This is a genomic window from Nocardia sp. NPDC055029 (assembly GCF_053608525.1).
Genome location: NZ_JBSGVQ010000049.1, coordinates 33,149 through 52,448 on the forward strand (window position 1 = coordinate 33,149; position 19,300 = coordinate 52,448).

18 protein-coding genes are annotated in these 19,300 nt (G+C 68.8%); 9 read left to right on the top strand and 9 right to left on the bottom strand.

From position 1 onward, the window contains the following. Positions 1-87 precede the first annotated feature (87 nt). Positions 88-1,629, top strand: a complete 1,542-nt coding sequence (locus ACWF9G_RS30550; protein WP_452519581.1) for a phospholipase C — start codon at positions 88-90, stop codon at positions 1,627-1,629. A gap of 52 nt (positions 1,630-1,681) precedes the next feature. On the opposite strand, the gene ACWF9G_RS30555 is transcribed toward ACWF9G_RS30550, so the two are convergent. Then, positions 1,682-1,894 (bottom strand): hypothetical protein, encoded by a 213-nt coding sequence (locus tag ACWF9G_RS30555; RefSeq protein ID WP_452500945.1) that lies wholly within the window; start codon positions 1,892-1,894, stop codon positions 1,682-1,684. Between the two features lie 161 nt (positions 1,895-2,055). On the opposite strand from ACWF9G_RS30555, the gene coaE reads away from it, so the two are divergent. After that, positions 2,056-3,261: a dephospho-CoA kinase gene (coaE, locus tag ACWF9G_RS30560; RefSeq protein ID WP_452519582.1), complete on the top strand. Its 1,206-nt coding sequence runs from the start codon at positions 2,056-2,058 to the stop codon at positions 3,259-3,261. 119 nt (positions 3,262-3,380) lie between these two features. Further along, positions 3,381-3,812 (top strand): hypothetical protein, encoded by a 432-nt coding sequence (locus ACWF9G_RS30565; RefSeq protein ID WP_378853664.1) that lies wholly within the window; start codon positions 3,381-3,383, stop codon positions 3,810-3,812. 53 nt (positions 3,813-3,865) lie between these two features. Here ACWF9G_RS30565 and ACWF9G_RS30570 read toward each other — a convergent pair whose 3' ends face one another. Together ACWF9G_RS30570 and ACWF9G_RS30575 are read right to left on the bottom strand one after the other, a co-directional pair. Beyond that, positions 3,866-4,366, bottom strand: coding sequence for a DUF402 domain-containing protein (locus tag ACWF9G_RS30570; protein ID WP_379310842.1), 501 nt, complete (start codon positions 4,364-4,366; stop codon positions 3,866-3,868). Between the two features lie 59 nt (positions 4,367-4,425). Next, entirely contained in the window at positions 4,426-5,046 is a 621-nt protein-coding gene (locus ACWF9G_RS30575; RefSeq protein WP_379310840.1) for a DUF402 domain-containing protein, read from the bottom strand. Between the two features lie 403 nt (positions 5,047-5,449). Here ACWF9G_RS30575 and uvrB point away from each other — a divergent pair, with 403 nt between their 5' ends. Then, positions 5,450-7,630, top strand: a complete 2,181-nt coding sequence (uvrB, locus tag ACWF9G_RS30580) for an excinuclease ABC subunit UvrB (protein ID WP_452519583.1) — start codon at positions 5,450-5,452, stop codon at positions 7,628-7,630. 128 nt (positions 7,631-7,758) lie between these two features. Here uvrB and ACWF9G_RS30585 read toward each other — a convergent pair whose 3' ends face one another. Continuing rightward, positions 7,759-8,226: a VOC family protein gene (locus tag ACWF9G_RS30585; protein ID WP_452519585.1), complete on the bottom strand. Its 468-nt coding sequence runs from the start codon at positions 8,224-8,226 to the stop codon at positions 7,759-7,761. A gap of 92 nt (positions 8,227-8,318) precedes the next feature. On the opposite strand from ACWF9G_RS30585, the gene ACWF9G_RS30590 reads away from it, so the two are divergent. The 3 genes from ACWF9G_RS30590 to ACWF9G_RS30600 all read left to right on the top strand — a co-directional run bounded on the left by ACWF9G_RS30590 (position 8,319) and on the right by ACWF9G_RS30600 (position 10,412). Continuing rightward, a complete protein-coding gene (locus ACWF9G_RS30590) occupies positions 8,319-9,131 on the top strand; it encodes an AraC family transcriptional regulator (protein ID WP_452519587.1) in 813 nt (270 codons plus the stop codon). A gap of 127 nt (positions 9,132-9,258) precedes the next feature. Beyond that, complete coding sequence (locus ACWF9G_RS30595) at positions 9,259-9,690, top strand: hypothetical protein (RefSeq protein WP_379310835.1); 432 nt, start codon at positions 9,259-9,261, stop codon at positions 9,688-9,690. 269 nt (positions 9,691-9,959) lie between these two features. Further along, a complete protein-coding gene (locus tag ACWF9G_RS30600) occupies positions 9,960-10,412 on the top strand; it encodes a universal stress protein (protein ID WP_379038837.1) in 453 nt (150 codons plus the stop codon). A gap of 71 nt (positions 10,413-10,483) precedes the next feature. On the opposite strand, the gene ACWF9G_RS30605 is transcribed toward ACWF9G_RS30600, so the two are convergent. From ACWF9G_RS30605 to ACWF9G_RS30615, 3 genes are read right to left on the bottom strand one after another with little or no spacing between them, the layout of a single operon-like run. Further along, positions 10,484-12,745, bottom strand: a complete 2,262-nt coding sequence (locus ACWF9G_RS30605) for a HelD family protein (protein ID WP_452519590.1) — start codon at positions 12,743-12,745, stop codon at positions 10,484-10,486. Positions 12,746-12,787: 42 nt separating this feature from the next. After that, the gene (locus ACWF9G_RS30610) at positions 12,788-13,099 is read right to left on the bottom strand and encodes an antibiotic biosynthesis monooxygenase family protein (RefSeq protein ID WP_379310833.1); all 312 of its coding nucleotides are present in this window, start codon (positions 13,097-13,099) and stop codon (positions 12,788-12,790) included. Between the two features lie 13 nt (positions 13,100-13,112). Next, positions 13,113-14,450, bottom strand: a complete 1,338-nt coding sequence (locus ACWF9G_RS30615; RefSeq protein WP_452519592.1) for a diguanylate cyclase domain-containing protein — start codon at positions 14,448-14,450, stop codon at positions 13,113-13,115. Between the two features lie 84 nt (positions 14,451-14,534). Between ACWF9G_RS30615 and ACWF9G_RS30620 the strand changes: the two genes are divergently transcribed. Further along, entirely contained in the window at positions 14,535-15,728 is a 1,194-nt protein-coding gene (locus tag ACWF9G_RS30620) for a beta-ketoacyl synthase N-terminal-like domain-containing protein (protein WP_452519593.1), read from the top strand. Between the two features lie 10 nt (positions 15,729-15,738). Here ACWF9G_RS30620 and ACWF9G_RS30625 read toward each other — a convergent pair whose 3' ends face one another. Then, positions 15,739-17,565 (bottom strand): GAF domain-containing protein, encoded by a 1,827-nt coding sequence (locus tag ACWF9G_RS30625; RefSeq protein WP_452519594.1) that lies wholly within the window; start codon positions 17,563-17,565, stop codon positions 15,739-15,741. A gap of 141 nt (positions 17,566-17,706) precedes the next feature. On the opposite strand from ACWF9G_RS30625, the gene ACWF9G_RS30630 reads away from it, so the two are divergent. Next, a complete protein-coding gene (locus tag ACWF9G_RS30630) occupies positions 17,707-18,486 on the top strand; it encodes a sigma 54 modulation/S30EA ribosomal C-terminal domain-containing protein (RefSeq protein WP_379310829.1) in 780 nt (259 codons plus the stop codon). 3 nt (positions 18,487-18,489) lie between these two features. Here ACWF9G_RS30630 and ACWF9G_RS30635 read toward each other — a convergent pair whose 3' ends face one another. Next, positions 18,490-19,122 (bottom strand): response regulator transcription factor, encoded by a 633-nt coding sequence (locus tag ACWF9G_RS30635; RefSeq protein ID WP_189034038.1) that lies wholly within the window; start codon positions 19,120-19,122, stop codon positions 18,490-18,492. Between the last annotated feature and the right edge of the window lie 178 nt (positions 19,123-19,300).

Below are 19,300 nucleotides of genomic sequence, written 5' to 3' on the forward strand. Positions count from 1 at the left end.
ACCGGGGCCTTCGGCCTTTTCCCAGGTCGGTGGGGTAGTGTCGGCGCGATTGCTCCATCCCCTGCTCGGGAAAGGTGCTCCATCGACATGAGTTCTGGTCCCTTCGCCGGTCTCAACCGGCGACAGTTCCTCGCCAAGGCGATGGCCGCCGGCGCCGTGGGAACGCTTGCCTCCTGGGCGAATCCGATCATCGACCGCGCCTTCGCCGCCGACCCGGCCGGGATGGGCGGGCTCGGCGACATCGAGCATGTCGTCCTGCTCATGCAGGAAAACCGGTCCTTCGACCACTATTTCGGCACCCTGTCGGGAGTGCGTGGTTTCGGTGAGGCGTCCGAATCGTGGCGCCAGTACGGCTGGTCGCCCGGAATCGGGCCCACCGCAGACGGTTTTGTCGAACCGTTCCGGCTCGACACCACCCGGGGCGCCACGCTCGACGGCGAGTGCATCAACGACCCCGACCACACCTGGCCTGGCATGCACAAGGCGTTCAACGACGGACGCAACGACGGGTGGATGCCGATGTCGGTGGCCTCGGTCGGTCCGGCCAACGCCCCCGCGGCGATGGGTTACTACCTGCCGGAAGACATTCCGATCCATACCGAGCTGGCCCAGGCGTTCACCCTGTGCGACAACTACCACTGCTCGGTGCTCGGCCCGACCGATCCCAACCGGCTGTACTGGGTCAGCGCCACCATCGATCCCGACGGTCAGGCGGGCGGACCGCTGGTGGAGACGCCGCTGCTCATCCCGAAGAACGTCTACAGCTGGCGCACCTACCCGGAGAACCTGTCCGAGGCGGGCGTGAGCTGGAAGGTCTACAGCAATCGCGATGCCGGACCGGCGTCGTCGATGATCCTCGACGGCATGATCGGCTGTTTCACCCAGGCCGCCGACCCGAATTCCGAACTGGCCCGGCGCGGCATCGCGCCGGTGTACCCCAACGACTTCCAGGCCGACGTCGCGAACAACACGCTCCCCGCGGTGTCGTGGGTGGTGCCGTCGGTGCTGCACTGCGAGCATCCGGCGCTGCCCGCGGCATTCGGCGCGGTCGGGATCGTGCAGCTGCTCGACATTCTGACCTCGAATCCGGCGGTGTGGGAGAAGACCGCGCTGATCATCAGCTACGACGAGAACGGCGGCTTCTTCGATCACGTCGTCCCGCCGACGCCGCCGCCGGGTACGGCAGGGGAGTTCCTGACCGTGCCGCTGGACCGGGTGCCCGCGGCGGGCGGCATCGCCGGGCCGATCGGCCTCGGCTACCGGGTGCCGTGCCTGGTGGTCTCGCCCTACAGCCGCGGTGGGCTGGTCGCCTCGCAGACCTTCGACCACACCTCGCAGCTGCGGTTGCTGGAAACCCGGTTCGGGGTCGAGGTGCCGAACCTGACCACGTGGCGGCGCGGCGTCACCGGCGACATGACCTCGACCTTCGATTTCGCGGCGGCGCCGAACTCCGCCAAGCCGGTGCTGCCCGATCCGCGTCCCAAGGCGGACGCGGCGGCGGTGCAGTGCGGTCCGAACATCGCGGCGGGCACCCTCGGGCACGGTGTGCCCTATCCGGTGCCGCCGAATGCGATGCCGTCGCAGCAGCCGGGGAGCAGGCGCGCGCCGAGCGGGCTGGTCGGGGTCTGAACGCCGCGCGGGCCCGGCGATGATCGCCGGGCCCGCGCTGTCCGAGCAGGGATCAGCTCGCGGCGGCGGGCACCCAGTAACCGGCGGCCATACTGGGGCGTTTGCGCATCGCGGCGAAACTGTGTCTGGCGGGGAAGACCAGGGCGGTGAACCAGGAGCGTCGGTATTCGGCGAGAGTCGCTGCGACGGCGGGGTATTCGATGCAGTGCACACCGCCGGGCATGCCCAGGCGGTGGCGAGCCGTCCGGTGGTCTCTGGTGCCCATGATCATCCTTCGGTAGCTGGAGCTTGGCCTTCTCGCCTCGGCGAACATTAATCCACCCGGCGCGCCCGGCCCCGGATTTTGCGCCGGTCGGCGCGTGGGCGTGTCGGAAAGAATCCGACGGAGCGGACCGTGGCGCGACGCCGTCTGCGAGACTGGGCGCCATGTTGCGGATCGGCCTCACCGGAGGCATGGGAGCGGGTAAATCCACAGTGGCGCGGACCCTGGTCGAGTGCGGGGCGGTGCTGATCGACTCCGACGCGATCGCCCGTGAGGTCGTCGCGCCTGGCACGCCGGGTCTGGCCGCGCTGGTCGAGGCGTTCGGTGCGGGCATCCTCGCCGCCGACGGCAGCCTGGACCGGCCCGCGCTGGCCGCGGTGGCCTTCGCCGACGACGAGTCACGGGGCACGCTCAACGCCATCACCCATCCGCTGGTCGGTGCCCGCACCGCCGAGCTGATCGGCGCCGCGCCCGCGGACGCGATTGTCGTGCAAGACATTCCGCTGCTGGTGGAGAACGGGCTCGCGCCGCTGATGCAGCTGGTCCTTGTCGTCGGCGCCGAGGTCGAGACCCGGCTGCGCAGGCTGGTGGAACATCGCGGGGTCGCCGAGGCCGACGCGCGGACCAGGATCGCCGCGCAGGCCACCGACGAGCAGCGGCACGCGGTCGCCGATGTCTGGTTGGACAACAACGGCGCCCCCGAGGTCGTCGAGGCACAGGTGCGGGCCCTGTGGGCGGACCGGCTGGTGCCGTTCGAACGCAATCAGCGCGAAGGGACGCGTGCCAGGGCCGGCTACCACCTGGTGCCCGCCGACCCGGAATGGGGCGCCCAGGCGCGGCGGATCATCGCCCGGCTGCACCTGGTGTGCGGCGCGTCGGCGGTGCGGATCGACCATGTCGGGTCCACCGCGGTGCACGGCCTGCCCGCCAAGGACATCATCGATATCCAGGTGACGGTGGCCGATATGACCACCGCCGAGTCGCTGGCCGAGGCGCTCGCCGGCGCGGGGTTCCCGCTCGCGCCCCAGGCCACCCACGACAACCCGAAGCCGACACCCGGTGACCCCGACGGCACCGACCTGGCTCGCTGGGGAAAGCGCTTGCACGGCAACGCCGATCCCGCGCGCCCGGCGAACATCCATCTGCGCGTGCAGGATTCGCCAGGACAGCGGTTCGCGCTCGACCTGCGTGATTGGCTGCGCGCCGACGCGGACGCCAGGGACGCGTACCTGACGGTCAAGCGCGAGGCCGAGCAGGCGGCCGCGGGCAAGGCCGGTGACGCGGCGGGCGAGGCCTACTACGCGGTGAAGGAACCGTGGTTCGACGCCGTCTATCCGGTGGTCACCGAGTGGGCTCACGCGCGCGTCTGACCCGAGATCAATCTGTTAAACATCAATGTTTCAAAAAGCGGCCGAGCGGCGTCGCGCGCTGTGTACATTGTGCCGAGTCACCAGGCGGTGACTCGGTTCACAGGGAAGTTGTAGCGCGTATGACAACACATCATCGTCGGTTCGGCCGTGCGGGCTTCGGTATCACCGCATTCGGCGCCGTCGCCGCCAGCATCGTGCTGGCCGCCCCGCAGGCCTCGGCCTGGGTCGGCAACCTGACTGTGGCGGGCAGCGACCACAAGGTCGGGTGCAGTTACAAGCTGACCGCCAGCGTCGAGGTAGACCGGCTGACCTCGGTGAAGTTCACCGACAACGGTGTCGACATTCCGGGCAGCCCGGTGTCGCCGTCGCTGCTCTCCGGCACGGTGAGCATCACCTGGAAGCCCACCACAGCGGGTCAGCACAAGCTCGAGGCGCGTCAGCTGCTGATCAGCGACTCGATCACCGTCACCGTGGGTGAGGCCGCCGCGACCGGCAGCGCGGGCTGCGGCGGCGGTCTGGCGGATCTGTTCCCGAGCCTGTCGGCCGGCTGATCCGATCGGCGACCGCCCGGACCTTCTGCCGAAGGTCCGGGCGGTTCGTCGTTTCAGCGCCAGGTCAGGGTCATACCGAGGGTGGTGAGCCAGCCCTCTAGCGAGTGGCCGTGCGCGGCCATCCCGGCGATCGCCGCGGTCGCGTGTGCGATCGCGGCCTGGCATTGCGCCGTGTCCAGCAGGCCGTCGACGTGGGCGGCCAGCAATTCGTCGACGTCGACCAGCTCGACCTCGCGACCGGTGCGCACCAGCAGATCCAGGTAGTGGTCGACCGATTTCCACAGCGTGGCCGATTCCCTGGTGAACGCGCCGACGTCGACGTAGACGTCCTGCCACTGGTCGACACCCGGGTTGTAGTGGAATTTCGTCGCGCGCAGCGACAGCTCCGGCAGCACCCACGATTGCAGGTAGTGGAAGTTCGGATGATCGGAGTGGCGGCCCATGTACAGGCCCCACGGTTCCTCCCGGTAGACCTCGACCGGCCGGACGAACCCCTTCGGATCGGTGTTCGTCCGCGCCGCGATATCGAAGTACTCGACCTTGGGTGGATGCACGTGCACGGTGGATGCCTGCGTCATGACCGGAAAATCTACCGGTGAGCGGGCCTGCCCGCTCACATCCAGGTCAGGGTGATCTCCCGCGAGCGCAGCCACTGCTCGACATCGTGGTCGTTGGCGGCGAGGCCGTCGAGGGCGGCCGCGGCCCGCTCGAAGGCGCGATCGGCCTGGGCGGTGTCGACGTGGCCCGCGGCGTGGGCGGCCAGCAGCTCGGCCGTGCCTCGCAGGGTTGCCGACCGGCCGCGGCGGACGGCGATGTCGAGGAAGTAGTCGGTGGCCTTCCAGCGCTTGGGGCCGACCTGGACGAACTCGACGATGTCGAGGACATAGTCGTGGCTGCGGTGGTCACCGCGGCGATCGTGCGCGATGGTGGCGCGGACGGCGGGGCCGGGCAGCAGCCAGGACTCCTCGTAGCGGCCACGCGGCCGGTCGACGGTGCGGGCCAGGTACACGCCCCACGGCTGCACCTCGTACCGGTCGACGGGCCGGATGTAGCCCTTGGCATCGGTGCTGGTGAGCTCAGCCACGTCGAAGTACTCGACCCGGAGACGACCGGGCGGCGGGGCGGTGGGTGTCGCGGCGGGCGGCGGCTGCTGGCCGCGGATCTCCCGCGCGAAGTATCCGGCGAATCCGGTGACCGCCGGAGCCGCGACGAGTAGAGGAAGAAGTGCGCTCATGGCCTTGTCCTTCACCACGTGCCGATGATCAGCTCAGGGTACGCCCGGATGTGCGTCACGCACCGTGTCCGCTGGACCGCATCGCTGTGAATATCCTTGGGACATGGGACTTTTCGGGCATGACCCGGGAATGCTCCGAAGTAGCCGGGGCGCGGCTGGGTGATCGCCGGTACGGGCCGGACCAGGAGATGTGGTCGCGAGCGCGTGGTCGCCACGATGCTGCGGGCCCACAAGTGGCGCGGCGTTCGCGCAGGTGAGCGGCCTTCTCGATGAGCAGAAGTTCACCGGGAAGACACCGCGGCGGCGGGCGGTGGCTCGGCGTGGCGCAGGTGTGTCGCCGGATCGGGGCCGGTGCGCAGGCTGTCCGTGCGACTTGTCGGTGGTCGGGCCTAACCTGGTGTGCATGGCATTCGCAACCGAGATTCCGACGGAAGGGTATGAGGAGCGGGGGCATCCGCTGGCTCATTCCGAGCACCGGCCCGTCGGCACCATCGAGCGTGCGGGCGGACAATTCGAGGTGGTCAGCGAGCACAAGCCCGCCGGCGACCAGCCTGCCGCCATCGCCGAGCTGGAGCGGCGGATCACCGCGGGGGAGAAGGACGTCGTCCTGCTCGGCGCCACCGGTACCGGTAAGTCGGCGACCACGGCCTGGCTGATCGAGAAGCTGCAACGGCCGACGCTGGTGATGGCGCCGAACAAGACCCTCGCCGCCCAGCTGGCCAACGAGCTGCGGGAGATGTTGCCGCACAACGCGGTCGAGTACTTCGTCTCGTACTACGACTACTACCAGCCCGAGGCCTACATCGCCCAGACCGATACCTACATCGAGAAGGACAGCTCGATCAACGACGACGTCGAGCGGCTGCGGCACTCGGCGACCTCGAGCCTGCTCTCGCGTCGCGACGTCGTCGTGGTCGCCTCGGTGTCGTGCATCTACGGCCTCGGTACCCCGCAGTCGTACCTGGATCGTTCCGTGCAGCTCGAGGTCGGCTCCGAGATCGACCGCGACGCACTGCTGCGCCTGCTGGTCGACGTGCAGTACACCCGCAACGACATGGCGTTCACCCGCGGCTCGTTCCGGGTGCGCGGCGACACCGTCGAGATCATCCCGTCCTACGAGGAGCTCGCGGTCCGCATCGAGTTCTTCGGTGACGAGATCGAGGCGCTGTACTACCTGCATCCGCTCACCGGCGACGTGGTGCGCCAGGTCGACTCGCTGCGCATCTTCCCGGCCACCCACTACGTGGCAGGGCCGGAGCGGATGGAGCGCGCGGTCGCCGATATCGAGGCCGAGTTGGCCGAGCGGCTGGCCGAGCTGGACAAGCAGGGCAAGCTGCTCGAGGCGCAGCGGTTGCGTATGCGCACCGAGTACGACCTCGAGATGATTCGCCAGGTCGGGTTCTGCTCCGGCATCGAGAACTACTCGCGCCACATCGACGGCCGCCCGGCCGGGTCGGCGCCCGCCACCCTGCTGGATTACTTCCCCGACGATTTCCTGCTCGTCATCGACGAGTCGCACGTCACCGTGCCGCAGATCGGCGGCATGTTCGAAGGTGACATGTCGCGCAAGCGCAACCTGGTCGAGTTCGGTTTCCGGTTGCCGTCGGCGGTCGACAACAGGCCGCTGACCTGGGAGGAGTTCGCCGAACGGATCGGTCAGGCGGTGTACCTGTCCGCGACGCCGGGTCCGTACGAGCTCGGCCAGGTGGGCGGTGAGGTCGTCGAGCAGGTGATCCGCCCGACCGGCCTGGTCGACCCGCAGGTCGTGGTAAAGCCGACCAAGGGCCAGATCGACGATCTGGTGCACGAGATCCGCCAGCGCACCGAGCGCGACGAGCGCGTGCTGGTCACCACCCTCACCAAGAAGATGGCCGAGGACCTCACCGACTATCTGCTCGGCCTCGGCGTGCGGGTGCGCTACCTGCACTCCGAGATCGACACCCTGCGCCGGGTGGAGCTGCTGCGCCAGCTGCGTCTGGGCGAATACGACGTGCTGGTCGGCATCAACCTGCTGCGTGAGGGCCTCGACCTGCCCGAGGTGTCGCTGGTGGCGATCCTCGACGCCGACAAGGAAGGGTTCCTGCGGTCGAGCACCAGCCTCATCCAGACCATCGGCCGCGCGGCGCGCAACGTCTCCGGCGAAGTGCACATGTACGCGGACAAGATCACCGACTCGATGCGGCACGCGATCGACGAGACCGACCGCCGCCGCGCCAAGCAGGTCGCCTACAACGCGGCCAACGGCATCGACCCGCAGCCGCTGCGCAAGAAGATCGCCGACATCCTGGACCAGGTGTACTCCGAGGCCGACGACGAAGTGGCCGTCGGTGGTTCGGGCCGCAATGTCAGCCGCGGCAGGCGCGCCCAGGGCGAGCCGGGACGCGCGGTCAGCGCGGGCATCTACGCCGAACGCGATGTGAAATCCATGCCGCGCGCGGAACTGGCCGACCTGGTCGCCTCGCTCACCGATCAGATGATGAACGCGGCGCGGGAGCTCCAGTTCGAGCTGGCGGGCCGCCTGCGCGACGAGATCGCCGACCTGAAGAAGGAACTCCGCGGCATGGACGCCGCGGGGCTCAGCTGACGATGTCGACCCGGCCACCACGGGTTTTCGGCCGCCTCGCGTCCGAGGAGCGAGACGGAACGCCGCAGGCGCAGTATCGCTCCTCGGACGTGAGGCACAAGGGGCCGAAAACCCCGCGGCGCCAGCCGCTAATAGGACTCTGCCATCCATTCGGCGATCCGGCGATCGGCTTCCTCGCGCGACATCTCCTCGATCCGGGTGATCACCGCCCACCGGTGGCCGAACGGGTCGATGACCACACCGAACCGCTCGCCGTTGACGAAGGTCTGCGGTTCCTCGGCGATGCGGGCGCCCTGGGCGATCGCGCGGGCGATCACGGCGTCGACGTCCGGGCAGTAATGCACGATCGAGGTGTGTACCCAGTCCTCGGGCGCACGAACGTTGTTGTCGGGCATGGGCATTCCGAGCTGGATGGTCGAATCGCCGATCAGCAGTTCCGCGTGCGCGGGCTGCCCGTCGGGCAGATCGGCCCGGCTGAGCACCTTCGCGCCGAAGACCTCGGTGTAGAAGCTGATGGCCGCGTTGCCGTCCGGCACGGCCAGGAAACAGGTGATGGAGTGGTAGCCCTCCGGGATGGGCGCAACGGGATTGGTCATGTCTTCGATCCTGGTCGAGCTGCCGTGCCCGATCTTGTAAGAAAGCGACAGATCGGATGACCGGTCGGGGCGAGGTGCCGGATCCCGGTGATATGAAAGGCATTCTGCACCCGGGCGAGCAGGCCAGGCATCGATCGCTGGACCGGCTCGCGGTCGGACCCGCGCTGGCCGAATTCGCCGACCGATATTGGGTCGTGCGCTGGAATCTGCGCGGCAAGCCTGCTTATCGCGCCGAAGTCCTGTCTTTTCCGTGTGTGAATGTCACCTTCGAACGCAGTAGCACCCGCACGGGTGGATTCGTCAACGGCGTGAGCACCACGAAGTACGTCCGTGAGCTGGAGGGTGCGGGGGAGACATTCGGGATCCGGTTCCGGCCAGGCGGGTTCGGCGCGTTCACCGGCATGGATGTCGGTGCGCTGCGTGATGATTCGGCTCCGCTGATCGATGTCCTTCCTGCCGCTGCCGGCCTGGCCGAACGGGTGCTGGCGGAGCCGTCCGACGCGGCGCGGACGGTCATCGTGGAGGAGTTCTTCGCCGGTCGTGGCCGATCCGATGACCCGCAGTACGCGCTCGTGGCCGGCATCGTCGCGGCCATGGCCGACGATACGGGCCTGACCAGGGTCGACCAGATCACCGACCGTTTCGCGGTCCCGATCCGCACTCTGCAACGGCTGTTCCGCCGCTATGTCGGCGCGGGCCCGAAGTGGGTGCTGTGCCGATTCCGGTTGCAGGACGCCGCCGATCTGCTCGCACGCGGTGGCAAGCCGGATCTGGCGACGCTGGCCGCCGACCTCGGCTATTTCGATCAGGCCCATTTCAGTAGGGAATTCACCGCCGAGATCGGGATGTCGCCGTGGGAATACGCGCGTAAAGCGCGGGCGAGTGCGGTACCGACGCTGGGTTGACGGGGTGTCGAGACCCCAGAAATCGGGTATCTGAAATATCGCCATTTCGGCGGGGGACGGTGGTGTCCGTCGATAGTCTCACCGCATGCGCGGCGGTCGCTGCCGCGTGAGAGTGAGGACATCAACGGTGACAACATCTTTCCGCCGGAACGCGCGGCTGGGGCTGGCAGGCTCCGGTATCGCCACGGTCCTGACCACGGCCGCGCTCGTCGCGCCGTTCGCGCACGCCGACGCGACCCAGCGCGTCGCGGTCGAGGGCTCCGATCACCAGGCAGGCTGCTCGTACACGGTCACCGCGGTCAACGTCGTCGGCTACAGCAGCAGTGACTCCGGCGCCGACGTGACCTTCTACGACAACGGCGTGGCGATCGGCACCGTCGGCGTACCCACCATCGGCAACACCACCACGACGTGGCGGCCCGCCGCCGCAGGCCGGCACGAATTGACCGCGAAAGTCGTCGGCATCAGCACCCGCTGGATCGTGCCGACCACGGTGACCGTCGCGCCATCGACCGGTACCGGCAGCGCCGCCTGCGGCCTGCCCAGTTTTTCCGGCTGATGTGAGCAAAGTCCCAGTCGCGCAGTCGTGTTGATTGTGTTGTGATCGACCACAATTTCGGTGACTCGCGGTCAGATTGTCGCAGGTGAATCTTCGCGGCTGTCGCGAAGACCACCGGTACGACGGACACCGGCGTCAACACTCCCGATGTGATCTGTTGCGATTTGTCGATAAATCGGCCTGTTTTGGCGTTAGGGTCGACCCCATTGCCGCGCTGACGCTCGATTCCCGGGTCGCTCGACGCTGGCACCGACCAAGTTGGAGGAGAGATGACCGCCTACCGGACCATTGTCGTCGGTACTGATGGCTCGGATTCGTCGTACGTCGCCGTGGAGAAGGCCGCAGCGCTCGCCGGCGACGCGGACGCGACTCTCGTGCTGGCCTGTGCCTACTTCCCGACCGACGATCGCGACGTCGCCGCCGCGGCCGACGTGCTCAAGGACGAGGCCTACCAGGTGCGTGGCTCGGCGCCGACCAACGAGATCCTGCACGTCGCCCGGGAGAAGGCCGTAGCCGCCGGTGCGAAGAACATCGTCGAGCGCGCGATCGTCGGCGAGCCGGTCGATTCGCTGCTCGACCTGATCAAGGAGACCAAGGCCGACCTGCTCGTCGTCGGTAACCGGGGCCTGAACACCCTCACCGGCCGCCTGCTCGGCTCGGTGCCCTCGGATGTGGCCCGCAAGTCGCGCTCGGACGTGCTGATCGTGCACACCGTTCGCTGATTCTGTTTCGATCAACACCTCGAGGGCGCCGCAATCGCGGCGCCCTCGAGGTGTTTTCCGGGGAGCAGCGCCTATCCCAGCGCGGACAGCACCTCGGGCAGGTCCTCGGTGTGCACGACCGCCAGCCGCTGGGTCGCGCGGGTGAGCGCCACGTAGAGATCGTTGAGGCCGCGCGGTGATTCGTCCAGGATCGTCTGTGGTTCCGCCAGATACACCCGGTCGAACTCGAGGCCCTTCGCGTCGTGCACGGTCAGCACCTGCACCGATTCACCGGCCAGCGCGGACAGCTCGGGCACGAGCGCCGCGGGCGCGAGTACCGCGCTGGTGCCGGGTCCGTGTTCGGCTTCGAGCAGCCGGGCCAGTTCGCCTGCCACCTCGTCGGGCCGAACCCGGTGTGCGCGCGGGGGATTGCCGGAGTCGCGGACCGAGCGCGGCACCTGCACGCCCGGGTCGATCGCGGCCAGGACATCGGCGGCGACGGCCATGATCTCGGCCGGGGTGCGGTAGTTCACCGTGAGCTCGGTGAGCTTCCAGCGTTGCGCCACATACGGTTCCAGCACCCGCTGCCACGACGACGCGCCCGCCGGATCACCGGTCTGGGCGACATCGCCGACCACCGTGATCCACCGGTTCGGGATGCGCCGCATCACCATCCGCCACGCCATCTGCGACAGTTCCTGCGCCTCGTCGACGATCACGTGCCCGTAGGTCCAGGTGCGGTCGCCCGCGGCGCGCTCGGCGGTGGTCTGCCGGTTGCCGAATTCCTGACGCTGGGCCAGCTGGGAGGCGTCGATGAGGTCGTAGGCCATCAGGATCTCGGGGTCGAGCTCGTCCTCGATGTCCTGCGGCGCCGAACCGGTGAGGATGTCGAGGGCGTCCTGCGCCTCGGCCAGCTGGGCGCGCCAGCGGCGACGGGCGCGCTCGCGTTCCTCGGTGTCGTCCACGCCGAGCAGTTCGGCCAGCTCGTCGAGCAGCGGTGCGTCGGCGGCGCCGAACGTACCGTCGTCGTCGCGCACCAGCTCGGCCCGGTCCTCGGGGCTCAGCGTCTTGGCGACGCGGTCGAGACGGGCGGGATCGGCGAGCAGGTCGGCCAGCACATCCTGCGGCGACAGGATCGGCCACAGCGCGGTGATCGCGGCCTGGACCTGCGGGTCGGCGCGCATCTCGTCGCCGATCTCGCTGAGGTCGGCCGAGCTGAGCAGGCTCGTCCCGCCGGACAGGTCGGCGCCCATGGTGGCCGCCAGCTGATCGGTGAGAGCGTCGATCACCGAGGACGCGAAGATCGGCCTGGCCAGATTGTGCGGGCGCCGCGACGACCTGGCCCGGCCGCGGGCCTTGGTCGCGATCTTGCGGTCCAGCGTGACCGGGTAGCCGTTGAAGGTGAGCCGCACCGGCTCCGACGGCACTTCCTGACGATCACGCACCGCCTGCTTGAGCACCTCGAGCATGTCGAGCGAGCCCTTGATCTCGCCGGCGCGCAGCGAATCCTCCCTGACCGCCTTCACCCCGGGGTACAGGTCGCCGATGGTGGACAGCAGCACGCCGGTCTCACCGAGCGAGGGCAGCACCTGGCCGATGTAGTCGAGGAAGGTGGCGTTCGGGCCGATGATCAGCACGCCGCTCTTGGCCAGCTGCTGACGGTAGGTGTAGAGCAGGTAGGCGGCGCGATGCAGCGCGACCGCGGTCTTGCCGGTGCCCGGTCCGCCCTGCACGACGAGCACGCTCTTGTGCTCGGAGCGGATGATCGCGTCCTGCTCGCTCTGGATCGTCTCGACGATGTCGTTCATGTGCCCGGTGCGGGCGGCGTTGAGCGCCGACAGCAGCGCGCTCTCGCCGCCGACGCCGTCGTCCTCACCGACGACGCCGTCGCGTTCGGCGGCGCGCAGATCCAGGTACTCGTCGTTGATCGCGGTGACCGCGCGGTTGCGCGAACGGATGTGCCTGCGGCGGACAACGTCCTCGGGGTTGGCGGTGGTCGCCAGGTAGAACGGGCGAGCCAGGGGAGCGCGCCAGTCCAGCAGCAGCGGCTCGTAGTCGTTGTCCTCGTCGAGGATGCCGAGCCTGCCGATGTAGCGGGACTCGGGCTCGCTGCCGTCCAGGTCGATCCGGCCGAAGCACAGACCGTGCTCGGCGGCGTCGTATTTGGCCAGGTCCTCGCTGTAGAGCTGGGTGAACGACTCGCGTTCACTGCGTGCCTGCGGGGTGCCGCCGGACTCCAGCAGCACGGTCTTCAGCCGGTTCTGCGCATAGTCGCGCATGCCGTCGAGCCGGTCGTAGAGCACCGAGAGGTACTGCTGTTCCGCGGCGCGTTCATCGGCGAGGCGGTCGGGCAAAACAGGACTCCTTTGTCACCGGCGAGAACAGAGTTGTCGAGTCTACTCGGCGAACAGATCGTCACCGACGATCGGCGTGAAGTGCTCGACCACGGGAAACGGATCGTAGAAGTGATGCAACAGCGCGCGCCAGCGCTGATATTCCGGCGATCCGCGGAAACCCTCGGTGTGGTCGGTCAGCCGCGCCCAGCGCACCAGCAGCAGATAGCTGTCGGGACGTTCGACGCACTTCGACAGCGACAGCCCGCCGAAACCGGGCATCGACGCGATGATCGGATACGCCTGCGCGAACGCGGCCTCGAAGGCATCGGCGAGTCCGGGGCGCACGGGCAGCACGGCGTGTTCGACGATCACGCCGACCAGTCTGTCAGGAGGCGTGGGTGTTGTTCGAGCGACGATTCTGACCGAGACCGAGGTCACGATGGCCCGAGGGCTTGTCCCGGTACATCGCCAGGTCGGCGTCGTGCAGGACGGCCTCGGGAGTGCGGAGTTCGTGCGGGCCGAGCTCGGTGACGCCGATCGAGGCGCTCACCTCCAGCCGGTGGCCGCGGGCGATGATCGGCTCGGCCATCGTGGTGCGCAGCCGCTCGATCAGTCCGGGCAGGTCGGCACGGTGCGGATGTCCGGCGAGCAGCACCAGGAATTCGTCGCCGCCGAGCCTGCCGACCAGGTCCTCGGCGCGCAGCGCGCGCTGCAACCGCTGGGCGACGATCTGCAGCACCGTGTCACCGATCGCGTGGCCGAGGGTGTCGTTGATCGCCTTGAAGCCGTCGAGATCGATGAACAGCACCGTGGTGACCAGGCTGCCGTCCTCGTCGGCCAGCGCCGCCGAGAGCTGCGACAGGATCAGCGAGCGATTGGCCAGCCCGGTCAGCGCGTCGTGGGTGGCCTGGTATTCGAGCTGGCGCCTGCTGGCCCTGAACTCGGTGATGTCGGCGAAGGAGGACACTCCGGAGGAATCCGGGCTGTCCGGGTTGAGCAGCCTGCAGTTACACGACAACCACACCTGCGTGCCGTCGGTGTGTTCGACGCCGAAGATGTACTGAGTGACGGCCTCGCCGGTCGCGAGGGTGTGCGCCATCGGATGCCGGGCCTTCGGCAGCGGCTGCCCGTTGCGGTCGATCAAGGTCACGGGCAGTTCGTCGATGCTGCGGCCGACCAACGGCGTCGCGTCGTCGATGCCGAGTATCCGTTTGCCCGCCGGATTGATCGACTCCAGCCGACCGCGCCGATCGATGACGAGCACGCCCTCCTCCAGCTGCGACACCACCGTGGTGAAGTGCGCTTCGGCCCGCCGCGCCGACGCCTCGGCGGCCCGCTGGGCGGTCAGATCGTGCACGACCACCTGGTAGGCGAGTTTGTCCTGCCACGCGGTGAGCACCGACACCGTCTGGACCGGCACCGTGCGGCCGTCCATGCGGACCAGGTCCATCTCGGTGGGCGGTGAGGCCGCGCCCTCGGCGGTCAGCTGATCGATCCGCGCGAGCATCGCGGGGATCGAATCGGGATCGACGAACCGGACAATCGGCATTCCGAGCAGGTCGGCGGCCGAGCCCGCGCCGAGCAGTCGCACCATCGCGGGATTGACGAAGACGACGGTGCCCGCCTCGTGCACACAGATCGCGTCCGGCGTGTGTTCGACCAGCGAGCGGTACCGCTGCGCGAGCTGCTCGGCGCTCGCCGCGTCGGTATTGGCTTCTCCCACTGCGATACCCCCGATCTCGACCTGGTCTGGCGATGGCGAACAGGACTATTGTGGTGAGCCTCCCTGAGATCCGCGAGGAGCGATGTGAAATCGGACGTGCTTCCCGGCGGCATGGTCCACCGTCTCGATTCTATGTCGATCGCAGGCATAGGTGTTGTCTCCGGCTACGGCTGGGGCCGCGAAGAGTTGTGGCAGGGGGTGATGGGCGGGAAACCGGCCGCCCGCCTGTACCCCGGTTACGGCCCCGAACGCGATCAGCACGCTTGGGTGGGCAGGGTACCCGACGGTGGTGATCCTGCTCACGGTTCCGGTCTGTTCGGGCGCGCCGTGTACGCGGCGGCCGCCGAGGCGGTGGCCGATGCGCAGGCCCGCGGCTGGCGCGGGCAAGGCCGGACGGTCGGCCTGGTGCACGCGTTCACCCTGGGCGATGTCGCCGACTGGCGCGACTTCTATCTGGTCGATCACGGCCACCGGCGATCCCGTGACTACCTGCGGTTGCTGCCGTCGACCCCGATCTCGGTGGTCATGCAGGAGTTCGGTTTCCACGGTCCCGCGATGAACGTGTCCGCCGCGTGCAGTTCGGGTACCGCCGGGATGCTCACCGCGAAGATGTGGCGCGACGCGGGCATGGTCGACGATGTGCTGTGCATCGCCACCGACATCTCGGCGACGCCCGACATGCTCGAGCACTTCGTCCGGTTGGGCGCCGCGGTCGCCGACGCCGACCCGTTCACCGCGTGCAGACCGTTCCAGGACGACACCCTGGGCTTCACCATCGCGGAGGCCTCGGTGGCCTTCCTGCTCTCCGACGCCGTCGACACGCCCTATGCCGGGATCCTGGGCGGCGCGATGACCAACGATGCCTTCCACGTCGTCTCGGTCGAGCCCACCCATGCCCAGCTCATCGCCTGCGCCCAGCGCGCGCTGACCGTGGCGGGGATCGACGCCGCCGACGTGCAGTACGTCAACGCCCACGCCACCGGCACCAGGCAATGCGACGCGGCCGAACGTGCCGTCCTGACCGCCGTTTTCGGCGATCGCCCCGTGATCACCGCGCTCAAGCCGCTCACCGGGCACTGCCAGGGCGCGTCCGCGGCCGTCGAGGTCGCGGTGATCGCGCTGTCCTACGAGCGCGGCATCGCCGTGTCGGCGCCGGTCATGGCGCCGGCGCACCCGCGGCTGCTCGACGGGCCAGCCCCGATGACCGGCGGATTCACGGTGAAACTGTCGATGGGCATGGGCGGCAACAACGCCGCCGTCGTCCTAGGGCCCGTCTGAACCGCCGGGCTCAGTCGCCCTCGCCCCCGTCCGGCCCACCGGCCAGCGCGTACCCGCCGGTGCTCGGCGAATCCTGGGGCAGCGGCACCGCCCAGCGCAGCTGGGTTCCCGGCATCTCCGGGTGATTGCCGTCGGCGTCGGGGCGCTGCGCGGGCCCGATGTCGAAGTGCCCGCCCGCCTCCTCGGCGCGCTGCTCGAGATTGCGCAGCCCGCTGCGGATCACGTGATTGGGGATGCCCCAGCCGTTGTCGCTGACGGTGATCGTCAGATCGTCGGCCACGTCGATGACGATCGCGACCGTATCGGCCCCGGAATGGCGCACCGCGTTGCTCACCGCCTCGCGGACCACGGCCTCGGCATGGTCGGCCAGCTGCGGATCGAGCACCGACAGGGGACCCGACACCTGGATCGTCGCCCGCAACGCGATGTCGGCGGTCTGGCGCCGGATCGCCAGCTCGAGGCGCTGCTGCAGCCCCGCGCTGTGGTCGGGACCGCTGGCGTGCAGGTCGAAGATGGAGGTCCTGATCTCCTGCACCACTTCCTGCAGATCCATGATGACCGTCGAGAGACGTTGCCGCACTTCGGGAACCACTGCCTTGGGCATGGTCGCCTGCACCGTCAGGCCGATCGCGAACAAGCGCTGGATCACGTGGTCGTGCAGATCGCGGGCGATGCGGTCGCGATCGGCGACGATATCGAGTTCGCGCATCCGCCGCTGGGCGTCGGCCAGCCGGACCGCGAGCGCGGCCTGATCGCAGAACGCCGCCGTCAGCTCCATCATCTCGTCGGAATACGGGGCGAAGCCGGGCGGCCGGATCGTCACCAGCACACCGAGTGTCGCGTCGGGGGTGCACAGTGGCAACACGAGAGCCGGCCCGGCGCCGGGTGATTCGGCGTCGGCGAACTCCACGCCGAGCGTCGCCGTCGACATGTCGTCGAAGCGCAGCGGCGTGCGCCTGCTGAACGCGTCACCCAGCGCGGTGCCCGCGATCGGGACTGTCTGCCAGTCCTGTCCGGCATCGGGTCCGGTCCATTGCGTGATCACCAATTCCGAGATCTCGCCGGGTAATTCGTCCGGCACCGGCACCGAGGCCAGAAACGCCTGATGCGATCCGGTCAGGCCGCGGGCGTGATCGACCACATGCGCCAGTACCCGATCCGATTCGGTGCCTGCCAGGAACTCCGTCGCGATATCGCGCGTCGCTTCGATCCATGCCTGCCGGGTGCGCGCCTGTTCGTAGAGGCGCGCGTTGTCGACCGCGATTCCCGCCGCGGCCGCCAGTGCCAGGACGAGGACCTCGTCTTCCTCGGTGAACGGCTGACCGTCGAATTTCTCGGTCAGATACAGGCTGCCGAAGACCTCGTCCCGAATGCGCACGGGCACACCGAGAAACGTGTGCATCGGCGGATGGCCCGCCGGGAAACCCACCGACGAGGCGTGCTCGGTGAGATCGTCCAGCCGCAGCGGGGCTTTCTCCGCGAACACCGCACCGAGCACGCCGTGACCCGCGGGTAATCGCTCGATCCGGTTCCTGATCTGGTCGGGCATGCCCTCGTCGATGAACTGCGAGACCTGCCGATCGTGGCCGCGCACCGCGAGCGCGCCGTAGCGGGCGTCGACCAGGTTCATCGCCGTGCGCACGATCGTGCGCAGCGTTTCGTCCAGGTCGAGGCCCGCTGTGACTGTCAGCATGGCCTCGACCAGGCCGTCCATCCGATCGCGCGAGCCGATCATCACCTCGACCCGGTCGGCCACCTCGCCGAGCAGCGCGCGTAATCGCTGCTGCGACACGGTCCGGCCCACCGAATAGCGGCCATTCCGACCGTCATTCGCCATCGCCGTATCCCGTCGCCGCATCACCCCAACCGTCGAACGCAAAGTCTAGTCCGCAATGTGGGGACTTTCGGCCCTTCACTCGCACGGAGGGGAATGGTGGCATAGGGCACCGGGAAAAGGGATCGAGAAGTGGGGCAAGTGATGAATTCGTTGTCGACGACCCAGCACTGGACGACCGCCGCGGACCCGGAGCTCGCGGTGACCACCCGCGGCGAGGTACCACCGCAAGATGTCACCCGCGCTGTCCGCGCCATCACCCGCGTGATGCGCAGGCACCACCTAGACAGTCCGGCCCGCGTGCGCGTCACCGCGCCGCAGGGCTCCGACGAGCCGACCCTGGTGCAGGCCAACATCAGGACCAACGACACGCTCACCCGCGTGCAGGTCACCGGACCGGGCGGCTTCGCCGTCACCTTCGCCGCCGAGCGCCTCGACCGTCAGCTGGCCCGGCGCGCGGGCAAGGAAGCGCGCGGCGCGTGGCCGGACCCGGCGCGGCGCCCGCTCGCCCAGATCACCGAGACAAGGCCGATCATCCGCCGCAAGGACTGTGCGCTGATGACCGGTACCCCCCTGGAAGCCAGCACCGTGCTCGACGCGATGGACTACGACGCCTACCTGTTCACCGACGCCCAGACCGGCGAGGACGCGATCGTCACCTGGGCCGATCCGCACGGCGTCAGTCTGGCCAGGCAGCGGCACACCGCCGCGGCGGGGGATTCGGCCGAGCTGCCGCTCACCGCCAGCGCGATGCCGGTCCGCGTCGTCCAGGACGCCGCGCCGGTCTACGCCGAGGACGAGGCATCCGACGTGCTGTGCACCGGCGGCCTGCCGTATCTGTTCTTCACCGACAGTCACACCGGCCGCGGCAACCTGCTCTACCGCCGCTACGACGGCGACCTCACCATCGTCGTCCCCTCCTGAGCTTTACGGCTCGCGCAGCTTGGTCGCCAGGACGGCGGCCTGGGTGCGGCGTTCGACGCCGAGCTTGGCCAGCAGGCGGGAGACGTAGTTCTTCACCGTCTTCTCGGCCAGGAACATCCGCGCGGCGATCTGCCGGTTGGTGAGTCCCTCGCCGAGCAGCTCGAGTAATCGGCGTTCCTGTTCGGTGAGCCCGGCCAGCGCGCCGGAGGGTTCGGTGCTGCGGCGCAGCCGGGCGCGCAACGCGTCGGCCGCGCGGGTGTCGAGCAGGGAGTGACCGGCGCCGACCTGTTTGATCGCGTCGGCCAGCTTCATCCCGTCGATGTTCTTCACCACATAGCCGCTGGCACCGGCCAGGATGGCGTCGAGCATGGCGTGCTCGTCGGAGAACGAGGTGAGGATCAGGCAGTGCAGGTCGTCGAACTCGGCCAGCAGATTGCGGCACAGTTCGATGCCGTTGCCGTCGGGCAGGCGCACATCCAGGACCGCGACGTCGGGCCTGGCCTCGCGAATGCGCACCATCGCCTCGGCGACACCACCCGCCTGACCGATCACCGTGAGTTCTGGGTCACCTTCGAGCAGGTCGATCAACCCGCGCCGCACGATCTCGTGGTCGTCGACCAGGAACACCTCGAGCACGCCGGCTCCTTCATCATGTCGATCGCCCCCACCCCTGCCGACAAACATAATCCGTCTGCCGAAATAGTGGGCGCAGACCGGGAACTCGGCCACCCCGCCCCGACCTCGAGGAGGAGCAGGCCGCGCAGCGGCCGTCCCGCCGGTCAGGCGCCGTTGCGTAGGCGACGAAGGAGCAAGC